20 protein-coding genes and 2 pseudogenes are annotated in these 20,685 nt (G+C 71.9%); 9 read left to right on the top strand and 13 right to left on the bottom strand.

Features of this window, described 5'->3' with window-relative positions; all coding sequences use genetic code 11:
* Window positions 1–88 precede the first annotated feature (88 nt).
* Window positions 89–838 (bottom strand): DUF4118 domain-containing protein, encoded by a 750-nt coding sequence (locus ACQCO7_RS01005; protein WP_464069933.1) that lies wholly within the window; start codon window positions 836–838, stop codon window positions 89–91.
* Between the two features lie 131 nt (window positions 839–969).
* Window positions 970–1,875, bottom strand: a pseudogene (locus ACQCO7_RS01010) (PucR family transcriptional regulator); the annotation flags it as partial.
* Between ACQCO7_RS01010 and ACQCO7_RS01015 the strand changes: the two are divergent.
* Window positions 1,871–2,236 (top strand): annotated as a pseudogene (locus ACQCO7_RS01015) (xylosidase); the annotation flags it as partial. The pseudogenes ACQCO7_RS01010 and ACQCO7_RS01015 overlap by 5 nt on opposite strands.
* Window positions 2,237–2,505: 269 nt before the next feature.
* Here ACQCO7_RS01015 and ACQCO7_RS01020 read toward each other — a convergent pair.
* Genes ACQCO7_RS01020 through ACQCO7_RS01030 form a run of 3 tightly spaced genes read right to left on the bottom strand, consistent with a single transcriptional unit; the run spans window position 2,506 to window position 5,013 of the window.
* The gene (locus ACQCO7_RS01020) at window positions 2,506–3,624 is read right to left on the bottom strand and encodes a Gfo/Idh/MocA family protein (RefSeq protein ID WP_464069934.1); all 1,119 of its coding nucleotides are present in this window, start codon (window positions 3,622–3,624) and stop codon (window positions 2,506–2,508) included.
* Window positions 3,609–4,268 carry a ThuA domain-containing protein gene (locus ACQCO7_RS01025; protein ID WP_464069935.1) on the bottom strand — a complete coding sequence of 220 codons (660 nt, stop codon included), beginning with the start codon at window positions 4,266–4,268 and terminating at the stop codon, window positions 3,609–3,611. Before ACQCO7_RS01025 ends, ACQCO7_RS01020 begins: the two co-directional genes overlap by 16 nt.
* Window position 4,269: 1 nt before the next feature.
* Window positions 4,270–5,013 (bottom strand): sugar phosphate isomerase/epimerase family protein, encoded by a 744-nt coding sequence (locus tag ACQCO7_RS01030; protein ID WP_464069936.1) that lies wholly within the window; start codon window positions 5,011–5,013, stop codon window positions 4,270–4,272.
* A gap of 264 nt (window positions 5,014–5,277) precedes the next feature.
* Between ACQCO7_RS01030 and ACQCO7_RS01035 the strand changes: the two genes are divergently transcribed.
* The 3 genes from ACQCO7_RS01035 to ACQCO7_RS01045 all read left to right on the top strand — a co-directional run bounded on the left by ACQCO7_RS01035 (window position 5,278) and on the right by ACQCO7_RS01045 (window position 7,439).
* Window positions 5,278–6,066, top strand: a complete 789-nt coding sequence (locus ACQCO7_RS01035; RefSeq protein WP_464069937.1) for a hypothetical protein — start codon at window positions 5,278–5,280, stop codon at window positions 6,064–6,066.
* 71 nt (window positions 6,067–6,137) lie between these two features.
* Complete coding sequence (locus ACQCO7_RS01040; RefSeq protein ID WP_464069938.1) at window positions 6,138–6,722, top strand: hypothetical protein; 585 nt, start codon at window positions 6,138–6,140, stop codon at window positions 6,720–6,722.
* A 114-nt stretch (window positions 6,723–6,836) separates the two neighbouring features.
* A complete protein-coding gene (locus tag ACQCO7_RS01045; RefSeq protein WP_464069939.1) occupies window positions 6,837–7,439 on the top strand; it encodes a calcium-binding protein in 603 nt (200 codons plus the stop codon).
* A gap of 36 nt (window positions 7,440–7,475) precedes the next feature.
* On the opposite strand, the gene ACQCO7_RS01050 is transcribed toward ACQCO7_RS01045, so the two are convergent.
* Complete coding sequence (locus tag ACQCO7_RS01050) at window positions 7,476–10,286, bottom strand: AfsR/SARP family transcriptional regulator (RefSeq protein ID WP_464069940.1); 2,811 nt, start codon at window positions 10,284–10,286, stop codon at window positions 7,476–7,478.
* 183 nt (window positions 10,287–10,469) lie between these two features.
* On the opposite strand from ACQCO7_RS01050, the gene ACQCO7_RS01055 reads away from it, so the two are divergent.
* The gene (locus ACQCO7_RS01055; RefSeq protein WP_464069941.1) at window positions 10,470–11,207 is read left to right on the top strand and encodes an IclR family transcriptional regulator; all 738 of its coding nucleotides are present in this window, start codon (window positions 10,470–10,472) and stop codon (window positions 11,205–11,207) included.
* Between the two features lie 171 nt (window positions 11,208–11,378).
* On the opposite strand, the gene ACQCO7_RS01060 is transcribed toward ACQCO7_RS01055, so the two are convergent.
* The 3 genes from ACQCO7_RS01060 to ACQCO7_RS01070 all read right to left on the bottom strand — a co-directional run bounded on the left by ACQCO7_RS01060 (window position 11,379) and on the right by ACQCO7_RS01070 (window position 14,556).
* Entirely contained in the window at window positions 11,379–11,771 is a 393-nt protein-coding gene (locus ACQCO7_RS01060) for a hypothetical protein (protein WP_464069942.1), read from the bottom strand.
* Between the two features lie 408 nt (window positions 11,772–12,179).
* Complete coding sequence (locus ACQCO7_RS01065) at window positions 12,180–12,989, bottom strand: class II aldolase/adducin family protein (RefSeq protein WP_464069943.1); 810 nt, start codon at window positions 12,987–12,989, stop codon at window positions 12,180–12,182.
* A 46-nt stretch (window positions 12,990–13,035) separates the two neighbouring features.
* Complete coding sequence (locus ACQCO7_RS01070) at window positions 13,036–14,556, bottom strand: aldehyde dehydrogenase family protein (RefSeq protein ID WP_464069944.1); 1,521 nt, start codon at window positions 14,554–14,556, stop codon at window positions 13,036–13,038.
* 162 nt (window positions 14,557–14,718) lie between these two features.
* On the opposite strand from ACQCO7_RS01070, the gene ACQCO7_RS01075 reads away from it, so the two are divergent.
* From ACQCO7_RS01075 to ACQCO7_RS01090, 4 genes are read left to right on the top strand one after another with little or no spacing between them, the layout of a single operon-like run.
* Window positions 14,719–15,702: an SMP-30/gluconolactonase/LRE family protein gene (locus ACQCO7_RS01075; RefSeq protein ID WP_464069945.1), complete on the top strand. Its 984-nt coding sequence runs from the start codon at window positions 14,719–14,721 to the stop codon at window positions 15,700–15,702.
* 50 nt (window positions 15,703–15,752) lie between these two features.
* Window positions 15,753–16,592 (top strand): SDR family NAD(P)-dependent oxidoreductase, encoded by an 840-nt coding sequence (locus tag ACQCO7_RS01080; protein ID WP_464069946.1) that lies wholly within the window; start codon window positions 15,753–15,755, stop codon window positions 16,590–16,592.
* A gap of 57 nt (window positions 16,593–16,649) precedes the next feature.
* Entirely contained in the window at window positions 16,650–17,690 is a 1,041-nt protein-coding gene (locus ACQCO7_RS01085; protein ID WP_464069947.1) for an alanine racemase, read from the top strand.
* A gap of 39 nt (window positions 17,691–17,729) precedes the next feature.
* A complete protein-coding gene (locus ACQCO7_RS01090) occupies window positions 17,730–18,329 on the top strand; it encodes a TetR/AcrR family transcriptional regulator (RefSeq protein ID WP_464069948.1) in 600 nt (199 codons plus the stop codon).
* A gap of 348 nt (window positions 18,330–18,677) precedes the next feature.
* On the opposite strand, the gene ACQCO7_RS01095 is transcribed toward ACQCO7_RS01090, so the two are convergent.
* From ACQCO7_RS01095 to ACQCO7_RS01110, 4 genes are all read right to left on the bottom strand, one after another.
* A complete protein-coding gene (locus ACQCO7_RS01095) occupies window positions 18,678–19,571 on the bottom strand; it encodes an SCO6745 family protein (RefSeq protein WP_464069949.1) in 894 nt (297 codons plus the stop codon).
* A gap of 182 nt (window positions 19,572–19,753) precedes the next feature.
* Window positions 19,754–20,086 carry a hypothetical protein gene (locus ACQCO7_RS01100; RefSeq protein ID WP_464069950.1) on the bottom strand — a complete coding sequence of 111 codons (333 nt, stop codon included), beginning with the start codon at window positions 20,084–20,086 and terminating at the stop codon, window positions 19,754–19,756.
* Window positions 20,087–20,249: 163 nt separating this feature from the next.
* Window positions 20,250–20,405, bottom strand: coding sequence for a hypothetical protein (locus tag ACQCO7_RS01105; RefSeq protein WP_464069951.1), 156 nt, complete (start codon window positions 20,403–20,405; stop codon window positions 20,250–20,252).
* Entirely contained in the window at window positions 20,402–20,596 is a 195-nt protein-coding gene (locus tag ACQCO7_RS01110; protein WP_464069952.1) for a hypothetical protein, read from the bottom strand. Before ACQCO7_RS01110 ends, ACQCO7_RS01105 begins: the two co-directional genes overlap by 4 nt.
* Window positions 20,597–20,685 lie beyond the last annotated feature (89 nt).

A 20,685-nucleotide genomic window follows, 5' to 3' on the forward strand; every position in this document is an offset into this window, starting at 1 on the left:
CTCCCCCGCACCTGAAGTATGGCTCTGCGCAGGCACGTTAAAGCATCGTCAGGGAAAACGCGGTGGAGCCGGGGCTTCTGTGGGGCAGTCAGCCGTCGAGCACGGGCCCGGCCGTGTCCAGTGCAGCGCCCGCGTGGTCGGCCAGGCTGACGGCGACCAGGCGGGTGCGCAGTGGGGGCGGGGGTGTGCCGGGTGTCGGGGTGAGCATGAAGCGGCCCAGGTAACGGCCGCCCGCCGAGGTGCGCAGTTCGATCTCCTCGGCGGGCCAGCCGTCGGTGTCCAGGTCCCAGGTGGTACGGCCGACCGTCAGCGAACCGTCCTGTTCGAGGCGGGGGTGGCGGCCCAGCAGTGTGCCGTGTTCGAAGCGGCAGCCGTCCAGGCCGAGGACGGCGACGAGGTGCTCCCGCACCTGTTCCACCACCGCGTACGGTGACCCTCCGGCCTGGGCGAGCGCGGCCGTCTTGTGGATGCGTGCCAGATGGGCCGCGTCGGTGACGGTGACCAGTTCGAGGGTGCGGGCGTGGGCCGCGATCTGGGAGACCGCGACGCCGACGGCCAGCAGCAGGACCGTGGTGGTGATGTCGTCGGTGTCGGTGATGGTGAAGTGCTGGTAGGGGCGGGTGAGGAAGAAGTCGAACCATGCCGCGGCCGACAGCGCGGACAGGGCCCCGGCACCGCGGTTGCCCAGCGCGGCGACCGCCACGACGGTCACGACGAGGATCAGCGCCAGGTTCGCGGACGTCATGCCGGTGCGCAGCGGCACCAGGCCGAGGGCGACGGCGAGCGGGACGAGCAGGGCTGCCGCCAGGGCGGCTCGGTCACGCGGGGGCATCCGCATTCCATCACCTCGTGGACGGCAGGAGCGGCGCTTCCTCCCGGAGCACCGCCGGCACGGCCAGAATCCCGCCGCTGCGGGCGTGCGGCCAGCGGCGCACACGTTCCTTGACGCGCTCCTGACGCCGTGTGTCCGGCGGTCTGGAGGGTGTAGCGGTGGGTGGGGTCGAACGGGGCGGAGCCGGTGAGCCGGTGGATGCGTTCGAGGCGGTGGGTGAGGGCACGCACGCTCAGGGACAGCCTCCGGGCCGCTTCCGCGGGCGCCGCGCAGCGGGCCGAGGGCGCTGTCGACGAGGTCGGTCATGGCCTGCCGGTCACGGGTGAGGACGGGGTGGACGAGGAGGTCGGTGGCGTGCAGGACCGGTTCGTCGACCGGGAGGCGTTCGGCGACGTTGAGCGTGTTGAGGGCTTCCTCGTAGGACTGCACGACGCCGGCCGGGCCGAGGTGCGGGCGACCGATCGCCATCTGGCCCCCGCCGGTGACGGCGAACGCCTGCTTCGCGAAGCACGCGAGGACCTCGTGCTGGTCGCCGGGCACGACACACACCAGGCGGCCGTTCTTGGTGGTGAGCAGGATCTCGCGCTCCCCGAACCGGCCGACCAGGGCATGTTCACCGCGCGCAGGACGGGATCGCCCTCGTCGTAGGCGGCCGGGCCACGGGCCACGGCGACCGCGTGGGCACGGGCCGGACACAGGCCGTAGCGCTCGGCGCGCTGGGCGAGACTGCCCAGGTCGCTGCGGCCGTACAGCAGGGCTTCGATGAACTCCCGGCGGGCCGCCTCCTCCTGCCGTACGGCGTGGCGCTACGCGCGTTCGCAGCCTTCGGCGAACGCGTCGAGGGCCTGTTCGGTGACGGCCGGCACCGCGTCCACCGACACCCCCGCCCCTGTCGGGCACCCGGCACGCGTGGCCGCCAGACGCGCGGCGACCAGAGCCCGCAGCCCCACACCGGCCTCCCCCGCCCGCTCCCCCGTCGTCCGCCGGCCGCTCACGCCGGCGTCCTTCAGGATCCCGGCGGGCGAGGACCCACCAGGGAACACCCTCACCCGCCGCGTCCAAGGCCCCGCCTCCACCGCGACCGCCGTACTCGACTGCTCCGCCTGGATCGGCGTCACACGGCAGAACGGCGTCAGCAGGCTGGTGATGTTCGACGGCCTGACCATGGACACCAGCTGGAACACCAGCGGCACCGGCACCGAGCAGGCCCGCGCCGCCATCAGCCCGGGACCGGGCCGCCGGGCGACGTTCTCCCACAGCACCGACGGCACCACCTTCACCCCGCTCGGCCCGGCCTTCACCATGAACGAGAGACCTCATTTCTTCATGGGCTACCGCTTCGCCGTCTTCAACCACGCCACCAAGGCCCTCGGCGGCAAAGTGCGGGTGGAACGCTTCGACCTGCGCGCGTGCGCGCCGACGGCGCAAGCGGCCACTGTGGACACGAACGCCTGGTACGCCGTGGTCAACCGCAACAGCGGCAAGGCACTGGACGTGGCGGGCGCGAGCTCCGCGGACGGCGCCGCGAACCGGTCCCACAGGGGTTCGAGCAGGCACGATGGCAGGACAGGCACGAGCCCTCCGGTGATCACTCAGGCTCGTGCCCGCCCCGTCTCCAGGGCGCCCGCTGGACCCACCCGGCACGCCTGCATCCGCTTTGCGGAGGGGAGCCGTCAGCGTTCCTCGGGGCGGGCGTCCGCCGGGACCGCCGCCGGGCGTGCGCAGTCGCTGGACACCGCGACCGAGGAGCCGCTCTCGGCCGCCGCGAGCAGGGACTCCATGATGTCGAGGACGTGGTAGGCGAGTTCACCGTCGGCGCGGTGCGGCTCGCCCCGCGAGACGGCTCGGGCGAGGTCGGCGACCCCGTAGCCCCGGGAGGCGTCGCGGTAGCCGCCGAGGACCGGAAGCTCCTCCCACTCCTGAGCGCCGGCCCGGAAGAGCCCGACCGGTCCGTCGAAGTGGTTCGGGTCGGGCACGGCCAGCGAGCCGTCCGTGCCGTGGACCTCGATCCGGGGGAGCGTGCTGCCCCACACGTCGAAGCTCATCACCAGCGTGGACAGGGCGCCGGAGCGGTGTTCGAGGACTCCGGTGACATGGGTGGCGACCTCGACCGGGAATCTCGTCCCGGCCCGGTACCCCTGGCCGATGAACCGTTCGGCCCGGGGCGCCGAGGACATGCCGGCGACCCGGTGCACCGGCCCCAGCAGGGTCACCAGCGAGGTCAGGTAGTACGGGCCCATGTCGAGGAGCGGCCCGCCGCCCGGCTGGTAGTAGAACTCCGGGTCCGGATGCCAGCGTTCGGGTCCCGAGTTGACCATGAACGCGGTCGCCGCGACCGGCACCCCGAGGTCCCCCGCGTCCAGTGCCGCCCGGGCGGTCTGCACGCCGGTGCCGAGGACCGTGTCCGGCGCGCATCCGACACGGACGCCGGCCTCGGCGGCGGCGTCCAGCAGCGCACGGGCGGCGGGGGTGGTGGTCGCGAGGGGTTTCTCGCCGTAGACGTGCTTGCCGGCGGCTATCGCCGCGTGGGCGACCGTCGCGTGGGCGGCGGGGATCGTGAGGTTCAGGACGAGGTCGACGTCCTCGGCGTCGTACACCTCGTCGAGGGTCGCCGTACGGGCGCCGGGTGCCTTCCCGGCGGCGGCGCGGGCGCGTTCGGGGTCGAGGTCGGCGACGGCCGTCAGGCGCAGGTTCTCCAGCTCCGCGAGGGTCGTGAGGTAGGCGTCGCTGATCTTGCCGGCGCCGACGAGGCCGACGCGGAGCGCGGGGTGCGGGGTCAGCGGGTCGCCCATGTCATGCCCTTCGTGATCATCGCGTGGACCTGGGGTACGGCCAGGTCGTCCAGGGTGTGTCCGATCGCGGTGACGAACACCCGGCCCGCGCCCCAGGACCGGGTCCAGGTGACGGGGACGACGGTGCCGGCGAGTTCGGGGTGCTCGGGGTCGTCGAGGTAGTCGGTCACCGCGAGGACGTCCACGGCCGGGTCCAGGTGCAGGTAGTACTGCTCGGTGGTGACGAGGAACGGGGTGAGCCCCTCGACGACGGGATGGCCGGCCGCCCCGGGCAGCGGTCTGACCTGGTAGGTGGAGTGCTCCCGGGGGTGGTGGACGAACTGGCCGCCCGTCATCAGGTGGTAGCGCGGCTCGGAGCGGAACGCGTCGACGATCCCGCCGTGCCAGCCCGCGAACCCCGTCCCGGCGCGGACCGCCCGGGACAGGCCGGTCATCTGGTCGGGGGTGATCTCGCCCATCGTCCAGCACTGCACGATCAGATCGGTGCCGGCGAGGAGGTCCTCGTCGAGATAGCTGTCGAGGGAGTCGGAGACGGTGACCTGGTACCCGGCCTCCTTGAGGCCGGCGGCGCGGAGGTCGGTGGCCGGAACCGGGACGTGTCCCTGCCAGCCGCCTCGGACGACGAGGGCGTGCTTGGCGGCCACGTCAGCCGTCCTTCAGGCCGCTGAGGAAGCCGAGGCTCTTCGCGACCGGGTCGAGGATGTCCCCGTCGAAGTCGTCGAGTTCGACGACGCGCAGCGCGTCCGGGGCGGCGGCGAGGATCTCCCCTACCGGGAGCACGCCGTCGCCGACGGCCACCTGCGCCTTGGTGTTCAGCGTGCGGTCCCCGTCCTTGAGGTGCAGGGCGGCGACCCGGTCCCCGAGCCGGCCCAGCAGCGCCGGTACGTCCGCGCCGCCGACGGCCGCCCAGTACGTGTCGACTTCGAGGACCACCTCGTCCGCCAGGCGGTCGGCGAGGATCTCCAGGACGTGCGTGCCGTCCTGCCGGAGTTCGAGTTCGAAGTGGTGATTGTGGTAGCCGACGGTGAACCCGTGGTCGGCGGCCTCGACGGCCACCCGGTTCAGGTCCGCGGCGAGGCCCTCGACACTCTCCCGGGTCTGCCAGCGCTCGGGCGCCGCCATCGGTACGACGAGCGTGCCGACGCCGAGGCGCCGTGCGGCGGCGTAAGCGGTGGGCCGGTCGTCCGACAGCAGCGGCACGTGCGCGGTCGGCGCGGACAGCCCGTGCGCGGTCAGCGCGTCCGACATCCGCTCCGCCCGGTGGACGAAGCCGTAGGGCTCGACGGTGGTGTAGCCGATCTCGGCGACGCGGGCGAGCGTGCCTTCCAGGTCCTCTTCGAGGAGGGAGCGGAGCGTGTAGAGCTGAAGGGATATGTCTCGGTTCGACATGCGGCTCCTCAACAGTGTTGATCTGCAAGGAGGTTCACACGAACCGGGGGTCCGACGACAGAGGGCGCCGACTGCCGTCACCAGGAGTGGGCGGCGGCCACCTGAGAGGTGGCCGCGGTCCGCTCAGTGGAACTCGGTGTGACGCGCGGCCGTCGGAGCGGGACCTTGGCGGAGCGGTCCGGCGCCCGTGCAGGTGCGGCGGGCCGGTTCCCGAGCATCCGGCTACTGAGAGGCACCCTCACGATGACTGGAACGGTCAGATCGATGGGCACAAGGCTGGTGGGCGCAGCGACCGCGCTGACGACCGCCGCGGTCGTCGCGTTCGCCGGTGCGCAGCCCGCGCGCGCGGACACGGTCTCGGACTTCACCGGCTATCTGGGCTACGTGAAGCAGGCGTACGACGCGTACCAGAAATTCTTCGGGAACCAGCTCACGCTCGACGAGGCGACGACCCGGATCGAGAACGCGATCAGCGTGGCGAAGACCGAGATCCTCAACGAGGTCGACGCCGTCGCGACGGCGGACGTGCAGGCGTGCGCCAGGAGCGCCGTCATCGAGGTCGCGGACATCCGCCGGCTGTCCCCGGACAACCTCCAGGCGTTCGCCATGTCCGCCACGTCCTGCGCGACCCTGGCGCAGTCGGACATCAGCAACGTCTCGCAGCTCGACTCCGTCAACCAGCTCGGGTTCGCCCTGAACACCGTCGGTCCGATCGCCCTGTTCGCCCGGACGTACGCGGGCCTGAGCACCGACCTGTTGAGGCAGACGCTCGTCTCCGCCAACCAGACGGTCGTCACGAGGCTGACCCCGCGCTGTTTCGCGACCCCGCTGTGGGGAGACGCCGAACCCGGTGCCCGGTCCGTCGAGGCGCAGCTCCAGTGCACGGCGTTCAACGGCAACATCGGCCTCGACTGGGTCACCGTGACCGGGCTCAGGTACCGGCAGCCGCTGCCGCCGCTGCCCGCGTCCACCTACGCGTACGCCTCGACCCAGGCCGTGCGCTCCACCAGCTATCTGTCCTCCACCGCGGCCCTTCCGGAGCTGACCGCGTAGCGGAAGCCCGGCCGCCGATGTCCGTCCCCCGCATCCCGCCTCGGGGTGCCCCGTCCAAGGAGTGAACCAGCGTGAGAAAGATCCTGACGACCGCCGCCGTGGCCCTCGCCGTGGGCGCCGCGATGAGCACCGTTCCCGCCGCCTCGGCAGCCGAGGCGCAGACGTCCCACCAGACGTCGTCCACCGACCGCAACGTCCGGCGGGTCCCCGCGCACCTGTCGCTGAGGGACGTCAAGTACAGCCCCGGCTGTTCGGGCACGACCCTGCCGATCGACTGCACCATCACCGAGCCGGTCGTGACCGAGCCGTCCACGACCTACTCCTTCTCGTTCCTGCCCGGCGACCACGTCACGGTCGACGGGGGAGGCTGCGTGCAGACCGGCGGCAGGGGGCTCACCTGGAAGCGGTACGTCGACCCGGCCTCGGACAACGACCTGTACCACGGCCTCATCACCATCCCGGGCGCCACCGGCAGCCTGGAGCGCCTGCTGAACGTGGTCGGACGGCAGTACGTGGTCGGCGGCCGGGGCGGCAGTCTCGTCCTCGGCTACCAGGACGACGGCTACTCCGACAACGGCTACACCGCGCACGACAACGGCACCGGGAACCAGTGCCTGAACTCGGTGAACGCCTACGTGCACATCGTCATCCGCTGAACCGCCGGCCCCGCGACCGCCGAGGTGCGGTACCGGATCATGCTGCGGGATCCGGCACCGCACCTCGGCGAGAGCGGGCGTCCGGTACCTGTACGGCCAGTCGAAGGAGGAACCATGCCCACCTCGCACAGCGCACCCGCCGCACTCGGCACCCTCTGCCGCCTCGGCGCGGCAGCGGTACTGGTGTGGGGCGCCACGCTCGCCGCCTCTCCCGCGGCACACGCGGTCCCTTCTGACCCGGTGCCGGTCTGCGACGGCAAGGCCGCCACGATCGTCAGCGACGCGCCCGTCGTCAGCGGAACCGACGGCGACGACGTCATCGTGACCGGGGACGGGAACCACGACGTGCTGGCGGGCGGCGGGAACGACACGGTCTGCACCGGCGCCGGGGACGACACCCTCTCCGGCGGGGACGGTGACGACGACCTGTTCGGCGGCGACGGCCGCGACAGCCTCCACGGCCAGGCCGGCGACGACATCGTGCGGGGAGAGGGCGGCGACGACTTCGCGGTCGACGGCGGTCCGGGCGCCGACCTGGTGGACGCCGGTCCCGGAGCCGACGGGGCACGCGGCGGCCCCGGCGACGACGAACTGCGCGGTGGACCCGGCGACGACCGGCTGGACGGCGGTCCGGGCACCGACGTGATCGACGGCGGCGACGACACGGACGTCTGCGTCAACGCGGAGACCGTCAGCAACTGCGAGTCGACCGGATGACGACCCGGACGCGGCCCGTGCCGGTGCCTGCCTCGTTCAGTCGCGGTCGGGGAGCGCGGCGACGGCCGGATCCTTGCCCAGGTGGTGCTGGAGCCGGTCGCGCAGCGCGGCGGCGTCCGGGTGCCCGAGTTCCTCGAAGAGGGCCAGCGACCGGCTCCAGGCGTCCCGGGTCGAGCCGGTGTCCCGGGCGGCGTGGAGGGTGTCGCCGAGGTGGGCGAGGATGTCCGCCTCGAAGTAGCGGTCGCCCAGCTCGTGGAAGAGCCGGGCGGCCCGCTCGTAACAGGCCGCCGCCTGCGCGTACTCGCCGAGATGGTGGTGGGCGTAGCCGAGGGTGTCCCAGGTGTGGGCCTCGCCGGAGGGGTGACCGGCTCCCTCCAGCAGGGCGAGCGCCCGCCGGCCGAGGTCGACGGCCTGCCGGTGGCGGCCGAGCATCGTGTGGTCCCAGCCGACGTTGTTGAGCGCCATGCCCTGCCAGCCCCGTTCCCCCGCGACGGCGAAGAGGTCCACCGCCCGCCGCGAGTGGGTGAGCGCCTCCGCGCGGCGGTCCTGACGGGTCGAGACCCTGCCGAGGGCCAGATGCGTGTGGGCCTCGCCCGCCGGGTCGCCCAGCTCCCGGTACAGCCGCATGGCGCGGTCGAGGCGTGCTCGGGCGTCCGCCTGACGTCCGAGCGACGACTGGGCGTTCGCGATGTTGCGCAGCGCGCACGCCTGCGCCGCCCGGTCGCCCAGACGCTCGGCGGCGGCCAGCGCGACGGTGTGGGCGGCGGCCCACTCGGACCACAGGACCGCGCGCTGGTGGTACGTGCTCAGCGCGGCGGCCAGCTGCCAGACATGGGTGTCGAAGCCGTCCCGGGCGGCCTGGTGCAGAGCGGCGGACAGCACGGAGTGGTCGGCGGTGAACCAGGTCATGGCGGCGTCCCGGCCGGCCGGTTCCTCGGGGCGGACACCGGGCCGGACGGGGGCGGGCACGATGCGGTCGGCGGGTGGGCCCAGCAGGCGCTGCGCCCTCAGCGCGGTGTGCAGGTAGTGGTCGAGGATCCGGTGCGCCGCCCGCCGCCGGCCGTCCTCGTCGTCCTCGGCACGGGCCAGCTCACCGGCGTAGGCGCGGAGCAGGTCGTGGAAGGAGTAGCGGCCGGGGACGGGCTCGGCCAGCAGATGGGCGGTCGTCAGTTCGGCCAGCAGCAGGCGGGTGCGCGCCGGGGGCTCACCCGCCAGGCTCGTCGCCGCCGGAGCGGAGATGTCCGGCCCGGGATGCAGCCCGAGCAGCCGGAACAGCCTGGCGGCGGCGGGGCTCAGGGCCTTGTAGGACCAGGAGAAGACGGCCCGCACGCGAGTGGCGTGATCGCCTCCGTCGAGCGCGTCGAGGCGGCTGTTCCCGTCGCGCAGTTCGCCCGCGAGGACGGCGAGCGGCAGGTTCGGCCGGTCGGCGGCCCGGGCCGACACCACGGCCAGCGCCAGGGGCAGACCGGCGCACCGGGCCGTGATCTCGGCGACGGCGGCGGGATCGGTCGCCGTACGCGGCCTGCCGAGCCGGTCGGCCAGCATGGACTCGGCCTCGGCGCGGGAGAGCACGTCGATCGCGAACATGTGGGCGCCCTCCACGGCCGCCAGGCTGGTGAGCCGGTTACGGCTGGTGACGAGGACGAGACAGCCGGGCGCCCCGGGCAGCAGCGGTCTGACCTGGTCGGCGTCCCGGGCGTTGTCCAGCACGACGAGCATCCGCCGGTCGGCGAGCAGACTCCGGTAGAGGGCCGCCTGTGCGTCCAGACCCGTGGGGATCCTGGCGGGGGACACCTCCAGGGCGTCCAGGAAAGCGCGCAGCGCCTCGGCCGGGTCCCGCGACGAGCCACCCGGGTCGAACCCGCGCAGGTTCACGTACAACTGCCCGTCGGGGAAGGACTTCCGCACCCGGTGCCCCCAGTGCACGGCCAGCGACGTCTTGCCCACCCCCGCCGTGCCGGACACCGCCGAGATCACCACGGGAGCCGACGGCGCCGTCGTCAGGAACGCGTCCAGCCGCGCGAGTTCCTCCGTCCGCCCGGTGAACCCCCGCACCGCGACCGGCAGTTGAGCGGGAACCACCCGCTGGGGTGTGGCCTTGGCGCCGCTCGGTACCGGCGCCCTCCCCCGCAGCACCGCCTGGTGGGCGGCACGCAGCGCCGGGCCGGGCTCCGTGCCCAGTTCCTCGGACAGCCGGCGCCGGACGGCGGCGTAGCACTCCAGCGCCTCGGCACCCCGGCCGGCCGCGTAGAGCGTCCGCATCAGCGTCTCCGCCAGCGGCTCCGTCAGCGGATGCTCGTCGAGCAGCGCGGACAGCGGGCCGATCGCCACGGCGGGGTCGTCGAGCGTCTGGAGCCGCGCCCACGCGACGGTCGCCTCCAGGTGCTCACGCCGCCACGCCTCGCGCGTCTGCACCACCCACGGACCGTCCAGCCCGCTCAGCGGCTCGCCCCGCCACAGGCCGAGCGCCTCGCCCAGCAGCCGCGCCCGTACGCCTTCCGGCAGCCCGGCACCGCGCGCGTCGCCGACCAGCCGACGGAACCTGTGGACGTCGATCCGGTCCCGGTCGGCCTCCAGGACGTACCCTCCGGACCGGCGCGTCACCCTGATCCGGCCGGTCCCCTCACACACGGTGCGGAGCCGGGCGACGTGCGCGTACACCGAACGCCGGGCCCCCTGCGGGGAGTCCGGGCCCCAGACCCGCCGGATCACCACATCGGGAGCCACCGGCCGGCCGGCGTCCACGGCCAACGCCGCGAGCACGGCGCGCCGTTGCGGCGGTCCGATCTCGGCCGTCCCTGCCTGCGCGGCCAGTTCCACAGGTCCGAGCAACCGTAATTGAGGCATCGACCCCCTCGATCTCTCCCCCGTGCACCAAGTCCGCCCGCGAGTGGGGACCAGGACGGTCTCGACGGCGGGTCACGACAACCTATCGACAACATCTCGCCCCACTCTCGTCCCCCAGCATGGCGATGCGCCGGAGGTCCGACCACCGCCGTGCGCGCGGGAACTCGGGGAGCAGGGGGAATCATGACCGGAATCTCGTACGGCGCGAGTACGTCGACGGGCGGTGCCGGGCGGAGCGTCCTGGAGGGAGCCTTCGCGCTGCTGGCGGCGGTGGAACGCGCGCAGGGAGCGGGGCTGAGCCGGCTGTCGTCCGAGAGCGGACTGCCCAAGGCCACGGCGCACCGTCTGCTGGAACAGCTGGCCGCCCTGGGCGCCGTCGAGCGCCACGCGGGGGGATACCGCGTCGGCTGGCGGATGTTCCAGCTCGGGCAGGACTGGCAGCCGCATCCCGGGTTGCGTTCGGCAGCGGCCGAACCCGCGCGCAGGCTGGCCGAGTTGACGGGCACCGCCGTGGGGACCGCGGTGCTGCGGCGGCACCGGACACTCCTGATCGAATGGTTTCCGGGGAGCGGGAGGGCCTCGTTCCCCGCGCCGACGGACCGCTTTCCCCGGCCCTGGTACACCGCCGCCGGGAAGGCGTGCGCCGCGACGACCCCCGGTCACCGGCTCCCGCCCGGCCCGGTACCGGCCTCCTGGCCGCGGGAGGCACGGGACATCCGGGAGCGCGGCTTCGCCGTGGACCGAGGTGTCCTCGCGCCCGGAGCGCGCTGCGTCGCCGCGCCGCTGTACTGCGCGGGCGACACCCCCGTCGCGGCGCTGTTCGCCGTGGCCGGCCCCGCGCATCGGCTGGAGCGGGTCGCCGAGGTCGTCCGGCGGACGGGCGGCTGCATCAGCACACGCCTCAGCCGCGAGAGCGACTGAGCCCCGGTTCGAAGTGGTGAACGCGCAGCCCGCCCCGTGAAGCAGGTGGCCCCGATCCCCTGGGCGGGCTGCGCGTACGTCCCGCTGCCCTGACGCGGCGGAGGACATCCGCGAGCGCCTCGCGGATGTCCGTGGACGTCTGCGGAGTCGCTCCGCCGGGGCGGATGCCGCTTACGGGCAGCGAGGAATAAGGGGGTCCCGGCCCACGGTGCGGGCATTGCCGTCGGCGTATCCGGCGAAGACGTGGGCGTTGCCCGTCCAGTACCGCCCGCTGCCGTTGTTGTAGTTGACCTGGTTCACCCGGTACCAGGTGTTGCCGTAAGTGCCGATGCTCTGGCCGACGGTCCGGCACCGGGCGTAGACCGAGCCGCCCGGAGGGACATCCGGCCACCCGATCTTGCCGTCCGTGGTGTTGGGGTCGTTGTAGAGACCGACCCAGTGGCCGACGCCGATCGGGACGATGTCGTCGGCGGAGGCGCTCCCCGCTGACGTGATGAGCGCGCAGGCGCTCACGGCTGCGACCGCCGCGAGAGTCGCGGTGCGGCGTCCGGATCCGATCCTCACACGGGTTCTCCTCACGGTGTGGTGTCAGTGGTGCGGCCATGACGGAGCGCACTCAGCCCGGCGCGTCCGTAGCCCGTCGGCGATGTCTTCTCTTCTCACCAAAAGGCTTGCGAACAAGGGGAATTGGGTGTGTTGCGCATTGAGTTGTCGGCACAGGACCTGACTCGGATCCGGTTCGCACCGCAGCCGGCGCCGCTTCACCCTGCTGCCCACGAGGCCCACGGACGCGATCGGCCGTTGATGCCGCTGACCACCGCCACCTGGGCGGAGGGACGGCAGCAGCACCGGTTTCCTGTTCCGTCACTGCTCGGACCCGGCGTCGTGGTCGTCGCCCGACGGTGCCGATGCGGTCCACGTCCGCCTCTGTGAACTCGGGCGGGCGCCGGCCGCATCGCTCATGGCGTCGCCTCAGTCGAACAGGTCGGGCTGTTCCGCGGTGATCTGGTCCCACAGGGGACGGAACTGGAACCAGACCGGCAGGGCGCCGGAGATCTGCGCGCGGACCGTCCTCGCTGTCTCGGCGTCGATGAGCTTCGGCTCTCCGGCGGCCATGGCCAGGAGCTGGGCCTGGCAGGACCGTTCCATGGTGATGAAGTACCAGGCCGCCTCGGCGACGGACTCCCCGACCGTCAGCAGCCCGTGGTTCTGTAGTACGACAGCCTTGCCCGCGCTCAGTGCCACGCCGATGCGCCGGCCTTCCTCGGTGTCGTTCACCACGCCCCGGTAGTCGGAGTAGATGCCGTGGTCCTCGAAGAAGGCACAGGAGTCCTGGGTGATCGGCTCCAGGGGGATGCCGAGGCTGGAGAATGCCTTGCCGTGCGGGGAATGGGTGTGCGCCGCGGCGACCACGTCCGGCCGGGCCCGGTGCACCTCCGAATGGATGCAGAACGCGGCGTTGTTGACCGGGCTCTTGCCTTCCAGGAGCGTGCCGTCGTGGTCGACGAGGATCAGGTCCGAGACCCGGATCTGGCTGAACGACATACCGAAGGGATTGACCCAGAAGGCCGACGGGTTCCCGGGGTCACGGGCCGTGATGTGCCCGGCCACCCCCTCGGAGAACCCGAAGCGGGCGAACAGGCGGAAGGCGGCGGCGAGTTCCCGCTTGCGGATCTCGCGCTCCTGCTCGACGCTCAGGTTCTGCTGGGGCAGCGGCAGATGGACGCCCTCGGGCATGGCGCCGACGGACGCGTGCGGGACTGCGGCAGGTGTCACGGTCATGGGGCCGGCCTCTCGAAATCCGATGATCCGATCAGGGGTGGTGCGGTTACTTGGCACGGCCGCGCGGACCGGCGCCGTACATCACGTCCGCCAGGCGCAGGATGAACCGGTAGGCCGAAGGCTCGTACGGGATCATGTGCAGGTCACGGCGCATGGGGAACCGGTTCGTGCTGACGGCCTGGAGCCTGGTGTACTTCCTGAGCCCCTCGGCGCCGTGGCGGACACCGAGGCCGGACTCCTTCCAGCCGCCCATGGGCAGGCCGAGGGCCATGTAGTTGGTCTGGGCGTCGTTGATGGTGACGCAGCCGACCTCGAACCGCTCCGCCAGTTGCCGGGCCCGCTTCATGTTCGAGCCGATGACGGATGCCTGTAGCCCGTACGAGCTGTCGTTGACCAGCCGGACGGCTTCCTCGGCGCTCGCGACCTTCATCACGGGCAGGGTGGGACCGAAGGTCTCCTCCCGCATGCACCTCATGGTGTGGTCGACGTCGACCAGCAACGTGGGCTCGAAGAACCGGCCGGGTCCGTCGGTACGGTGGCCTCCCACGAGTACCCGGGCGCCCTTGTCCAGTGCGTCGTCGACGTGTTCCTTCATGACGGTCAGTTGCGGAGGGAAGGTCACAGCCCCCACGTCGGTGCTGCCCAGACCTTGCGGCCTGCCCGAGGTGACCTGCTGGAACCGTTCGCGCAGCAGATCGATGAACGCGTCGTACACGGGCTCCTCGACGTACACCCGCTCCACCGAGGTGCACATCTGCCCCCCGTTGGACAGGGCGCCCTGGATCGTGACGTTCACGGCCCGTTCCAGGGAGGCGTCCGCGAGGACGACCAGGGCGTCCTTTCCCCCGAGTTCGAGGGAGCAGGGGATGAGCCGCTCCCCCGCCCGTGCCGCGACCAGCCGGCCGGTCCTCGTCGACCCGGTGAACATCACGAAGTCCGCGGTGTCCACCAGCGCCCGGCCGGTGGCTCCCGCGCCGGTGACGACCTGGAAGACGCCCTCGGGCCAGCCGCACTCGCGCGTCATCCGCTCCATGAGCAGCGCCGTCAGCGGTGTGTGTTCGGAGGGCTTCAGGACGACCGTGTTGCCCGCGGCCAGCGCGGGGATGGCGTCGCCGAAGGAGTTGAGCAGCGGGTTGTTCCACGGACCGATGACGCCGACGACCCCGAGCGGCACCCGGCGCGTGTACATGCTGCGACCGAGAACGAACGGTGAGAAGGAGCGGACCTTCGTCCTGGCGAGAAGGCTCCGGGCCTGCTTCGCCCAGTGGGCGAAGGCGCCGGCGCAGTAGACGATCTCGACGATCGCGTCCTCCTGCGCCTTGCCGTTCTCCTCGACGATGCGGTCCGTGATCTCCTGCCGGTGCGCCATCAGCCAGCGACGGCCGCGCGCGAAGAACTCCGCGCGCGAACGCACGTCCAGCTCCGCCCAGGCCCGTTGCGCCCGCCTGGCACACGCGACCGCTTCAGCCACCTCCGCCGCCGGCGCGTCGAGGACATGGCCGACCACCGCTCCGGTGGCGGGATCGTCCACCGCGATACGTGCGCCCGTCGAGGAGCTGTCTGTCATGAGGGGTCGAGTCTGTGCCACGGAAAACTCCCACTGGAACGTTGACTTCTCTTCGCCCAGAATGAGACGGTCGCTCGTACAAGTCAAGCGACTTGTACGAGCGTCCAAGTACCGTGGGGCGGCTGCGACTCTCTTCGATCCGCGTCACGAAGGAGCGGTTGGATGAAATGGACGGCGGAGGTCGCGCTGAGCGGCCTGGGCGTGCCCGAATCCCTGCGCTGGCACGAGGGAGCCCTCTGGTTCTCCGATCTCGCACACGGCACGGTGCACCGTTGGGGCGGGACCGGTGCGCCGGAAACGGTTCTCGAGGTCCCCGGCCGGGCCGGCGGGCTCGGCTGGCTCCCCGACGGCCGCCTGCTCGTCGTGTCCATGGACGGAGGGCGCGTGTACCGGCGGGAGCCCGACGGCTCGCTGGCCGAGCACGCCGATCTGCGCACCGTCGTCGGCGGTCCGGTCAACGACATGCTCGTCGATCCGCAGGGCCGGGCCTACGTCGGCAACTTCGGCTTCGACTACCACGCCTTCTCACGCGAGCACCCGAACTCCATGCTCTACGCGCCGCCGGGCCCGCCAAGAACCCCCATCGCGTGCCTCGCCCCGGACGGAAGCCTGCTCGGACTGACCGAGCCGCTGCTCTTCCCGAACGGCACCCTCCTGACCGCCGACGGCGGCGCCCTGGTGGTGGCCGAAACCCTCGCCATGCGACTCACCGCCTTGCCCAGGGCCCCCGACGGCACTCTCGGAAAGCCGCAGCCCTGGGCTCCGCTGATCTCACCGCTGCTCTGGCGGCTGGTGAACCACCCGGGGCCGGCCGGACGCGTCACCCGTAAGATCTCGGCGCTCCTCGACCACCCCGCCATCGCGAAGCGTTCCACGTCGCCGATCGCGCCGGACGGCATCGCGTGGGACGTCGACGGCGAGTCGATCTGGGTCGCGAACGCCCTGCGCGGTGAATGTGTACGCGTCGCCCCGGGCGGTCGCGTCCTGGATCGGGTCGCGACGAGCCAGCACACCCTCGGCTGCCTGATGGCCGGACACGACGGGCGGACACTCTTCGCCGCCACCGTGCCGACGGACGACCCGGTCCGGGCCGCCGAACTGGGCGGCGGCCGGATCGAGATGGTGCGGCTGTGGCTGCCGCGATGACGATCAGGTCCCACCCGAACTGGACGATCGACCGAGAGGAAGCTGTCGCCATGCGCCACATATCCGACAAGGGCCGGGTCATTCTCGTGACCGGCGCGGCCAACGGGATCGGGGCCGCCGTCGCGGAGCGCGCGATCGCCCTCGGCCATCGCGTCATGCTGACCGACGTGGACGAGGAGGCCGTCCTGGCCCGCGCCCGTGACCTGGGGCCCCGGACGGCCGCCTGTGGGCTGGACATCCGGAACACCGAAGGCTGGAGCGCCGCGTTCGAGAGAGCGGAAGCCGCTTTCGGCGTCGTCGACGTGCTGGTCAACAACGCCGGCATCACCCATACCGGACACGCGCGGGACCTCAGTCCGCGACAGCACCGCGACATCGTCGAGATCAACCTGCTGGGCACCATCACCGGGGTCTGCACGGCCCTTGAGCGCATGACCGCACAGGGGCACGGTCACATCATCAACGTATGCAGCATGACCTCGTTCCTGCCGCTGCCCGGATACGCCACCTACTGCGGCACCAAGTACGGTCTTCGGGCCTTTCACCACAGCGTCGCCATCGAGGAACGCGACGGGCCACTGGACTTCACGATCGTCCATCCGCCGTCCACCCGGACGGGCATGCTCGACCGGGAGATGGACGATCCCTCCTGCGCCATCTCCTTCGCGGAGAAGTCCTACGCACCGGAACAGATCGCCGAGGCCGTCGTCGACGCGGTCACCGCCAGACCGGTCGAGGTGGTGTTCCCGCCGCTGGCCGGCCGCGTCCAGCGGATCGCCGGCGTGTTCCCCAGGCTGATGCGCCGTGTCATCCCCCTCGCCGAGGCCAGGGGGATGCGCCAGAGGGAGAAGCTCCTCACCGCCCGGCGGACCGCCCCGTCAGCGAAGTAGCGGATACCCGGCCGTCACCAGCAACCTCCCAGAAAGGGTGCGGATGTGAGTACGCACATGCCTTCCCCGCCCGACGTGAAGCAGGCGGTCTCCGCCGTCGCGGGCCCGAGCCAGGTCCGGATGGCCCAGCTGAGCAGGGCCACCGAGCACCTGGAACCGCCGTTCGCCGTGGTGGACCTCGACGCCTTCGACCGCAACGCCGCGGATCTGGCGCACCGGGCGGCGGGGCAGGCGACCATCCGCCTCGCCAGCAAGTCGGTCCGCAGCCGGGACCTGATCCGGCGTGCCGTCCGACGGCCGGGATACCGGGGAATCCTCGCCTTCACCCTGCCCGAGGCCCTGTGGCTCGCCGAAGAGCACACGGATGTGGTCATCGGGTATCCGACGACGGACCGTGCCGCGCTGAAGCGGCTCGCGGCGGACGAGCGCGCGGCCTCGCGCATCACACTCATGATCGACTCCGTCCGCCAGCTGGACTTCGTCGACGCGGTGGTGGGCACCTCCCGGCCCGACATCCGCGTCTGCATCGATCTGGACGCCGCGCTGGAACTGGCGGGCGGCCGGGTCCACCTCGGCCCGTACCGCTCCCCGGTGCACACCCCGCGGCAAGCCGCGGCACTTGCCCGGGCCGTCCAGGACCGGGCCGGATTCCACCTGGCAGGGCTGATGTCCTACGAGGGCCAGATCGCCGGACTCGGCGACAACCGGCCCGGGTCACCGCTCATGCGGGCCGCGATCCGCGTCATGCAGCGCTTTTCCGCACGGGAACTGGCGGACCGGCGCGCCGCGGCCATCGCCGCCGTCGAAGCCGTCGCCCCGCTGGAATTCGTCAACGGCGGGGGTACGGGCTCGATCGAGCAGACCGCCTCCGAACGCGTCATCACCGAGATCGGCGCCGGATCGGGCCTCTACGGGCCCGGGCTCTTCGACTTCTACCGGCGCTTCCGTCCCCGGCCGGCCGCCTACTTCGTCATGTCCGTCGTACGCCGGCCGAACGCCGGCATCGCCACCGTTCTCGGCGGCGGCTGGACCGACTCCGGCCGCTTCGCGAAAACGTACGCATTTCCATTTGGTCACTCGTCCAAGACGCCGAGTTAGGATGAGGTCTCCCAGCAAGCGCGGAGGAGCGGCGCCCGGATGTCTCGCATGGCAGCGAAGGATCGACGAGAGCACCTGATCGCCGCGGCGGTCCGCGTGATGGTCCGCGACGGAGTCGCGAAGGCCACGACACGCGCGATCGTCAATGAAGCGGAAATGCCGTTGGGAGTCTTCCACTACTGCTTCCAGTCGCGCGAGGAACTCCTGCAAGAGGTCATCGCTCGCCTCACGGACAGCAGTGTGGCCACGGCGCGGCAGGTGTTCGCGTCGGAAGGCGATTTCGGCTCGCGTATCACCAACAGCCTCAACGCGTTCTGGCAGGGCGTGGAGAACAGTCCGGGCGAGCAGCAAGTGGGGTACGAACTCACCCACTACGCGTTGCGCCAGGCCGGGTTCGAGGAACTGGCTCAGCGGCAGTACACCCACTATCTGGAAGTGCATCAGGAACTGCTCGCGGAAGCGGCCGAGAGCGCCGGTATCCGGTGGACCGTCCCCCTGCCCGTCCTGGCCCGCTACATGTGCTCCGTCCTTGACGGGGTCGCCCTGACCTGGCTCGTCGACCGAGACAGCGAGTCCAGCCTCGATGTGCTCCGCCTGGTCGGCCGGCACCTCGAGACCCTCACCGAGAAGGCGGAGTAGAGGGTCGGGGCGAGGGCCGACTTTCCCTGTCCGGGACCGCCGACGAGAACGACGTGAGGCCGCTCGGCACAAGCGGGCCGACCGGGCCGCAGTGCCGTGTCACCGGTCTCGATCACATGCTGAACCGCTTGGACGAGAGAGCTGTTCGCGACATCGACCACGGCGGAAAGGCCGGTACCGTCAGGAGCCCCGCGCCCTCGATGACGGGGAGTTCGCCTGTCCGGGGTACGCCTCGGTGAATCGGCGTTGTGTGCTCAGCTGGGGTTTCAGGGTCGGTTGCGCCCAGGGGGCAGGCCGTCCGGCATCGGGAGGGCCCGCCGTCGAGAATTCCGGCCTCGCTCTCTTCTCTCACGCGCTCTCTTCGCCGAGGCTGAGGCGGTCGACCGCCCACGGCATGAGGTCCTTGGCCACCGCGAGGCTGAACGGCCTCACCAGTGAACGGAGTTCGGCGCAGGCGGCAGGGCCGAGCGTGGTGTAGGGGAGGGCCGCCAGCCTGTCGGTGGTGTGCTCGATCTCCGCCCTGCGCCGCGTACCGTCCTCGGTCAGGGCCAGGTCGGGTCCGTCGTCGAGCCAGCCACGCTCACGCAGACCCTGCACGGCCTGTTCCCACTGCTCCGGCGTCCATGCCCGCGAGTCGCGCAGCGCCGCCACGCTGATGTCGCCTGTGGCGGCGTGCGTGACGAGGGCCTCGATCCCGCTCAGTCCGGCAGCCAGCAGTGCCGCCACGTGGCCGTCGCCGCGGAACTCCCGCAGCAGAGTCTGCGCGTGCCAGAGCACGAGGTGGGGTGCGTCCGGCCACGGCAGTGCGGCGTGCGCGGCGAAGAGGGGGCGGCCTTGTGGATGGCTCACGGTCGCCTCGGCAGCGGTACGGGCCAGTTCCGCCGCGCGGGCCAGCGTCGGTGAGGAGACGTCCGTGCCGAGGATGCGGCGGAGCGTGGCGTCGATCCCGGCGAGCCGGGCGGCGGCGAACTGCTGCGGCGTGGCGGCTTCCCATGCCGTGGGTATGGCTCGGCGCACCAGTCGGGGATTGAAGTTGTAGAACGTGGCGATGACCAGATCCGCCGGAGCGGCGCCGAGCGCGGCGGAGCGGGACGCGAAGTACCCCGTCCTGGCGTCCACGCCCAACTCGGCGTACCGGCCTGCGGATTCGGGTGAGAAGTAGACGGCCCCGTGATAGGGCTCGAGCGTTCTCCAGGTCTGGCGCGCGAGGGCCAGGCTGTCGCGGTCCGTGTTCTGCGTCATGAGGGGTTCGCCGTCCTGTGGCAGATGACGTGTTCATCGAGCACACGACGGCGCGCGGGGCACACCCAGTCGTACCGTCTGGTCGGTACGTTATCGGAGAGCGGCTTCGGCGGCTACCGCCCTACGCCCAGTTCCCTCCTGGCCAAGGTACGACCCACACGCCGTCACCAGTCAACGGCGGTTCAGCCTTTGGGGCCGAACAGGTAGGCGCTGGCGATAAGTGCCGCGGTGGTCTCCGGCAGCGCGTGTACGGGGACGCCGAAGCGGGCCGCGCCCTGGTAGTGGCCGGGGTGCGCGTGGCTGATGACCAGGCGGTCGATGACGAGGCCGGCGTAGTGGCCCAGGTCGCGCTCGATCTCGTCGATGCCGATCTCGGCGATGGCCTTTCCGAGTCGCGGCAACCGGGCCTGGAATCCCGGCCGGTCGCACCCGGCGAGGACGAGCACGCGCGTGTCGGGCAGGGCGGCGCGCAGTCGCGCGGTGGCCGACCTCGTCGTCCAGGAGCGCAGCCGCACCCCATGACGACGAGGTCGGGGCGTAGCGTGAGTGCCTGTGCCACGGCCGCCTCGCCGTTCCCGGCCTCGCCGACGACCGGGAGATCCGGCTGGCCGTCCACCACCATGCGCAGTCCGACCCGCATCAACTCCTGGTCGTCACAGACCAGTACGCCGGCCTCGGTCATGGCGCCCCGCCCCCGGACCGCACCACCCGCGCCGACCGGCGCTCTTCGGACACGGCCGGGGCGACGGCGACGGCGACGGCCGACAGGTACGCCGGGGCCGTGGTGAGCGCGGTGCCGGTGGTCATGGCCGTCTCGCCCAGCGCGATGATCACGAACAGGCGTCCGTGCTCCAGCGGGTGTCCGCCAGCTCGATCGTGAGTGCCGCGGCCCACCACGCCGGCCGTGCGCCGCCATCGGCCGCCGCGCCGGTCAGCCACAGGGGTGCGGCGGCGGCGAACCGGACCGGCACGCGGCGGAAGTGCTCCTGGTCGATCGCGAAGACGTGGACCAGGTCGAAGAACAACTCCAGCGGCCTGACCTCGCGGCGTACCTGATCGCCGGTCGACTCCGCGAGGGGCTCCTTGTCCGGGGAAGCGTGCCGACTCCCGTGGT

This window comes from Streptomyces saintjeani, from assembly GCF_055409605.1.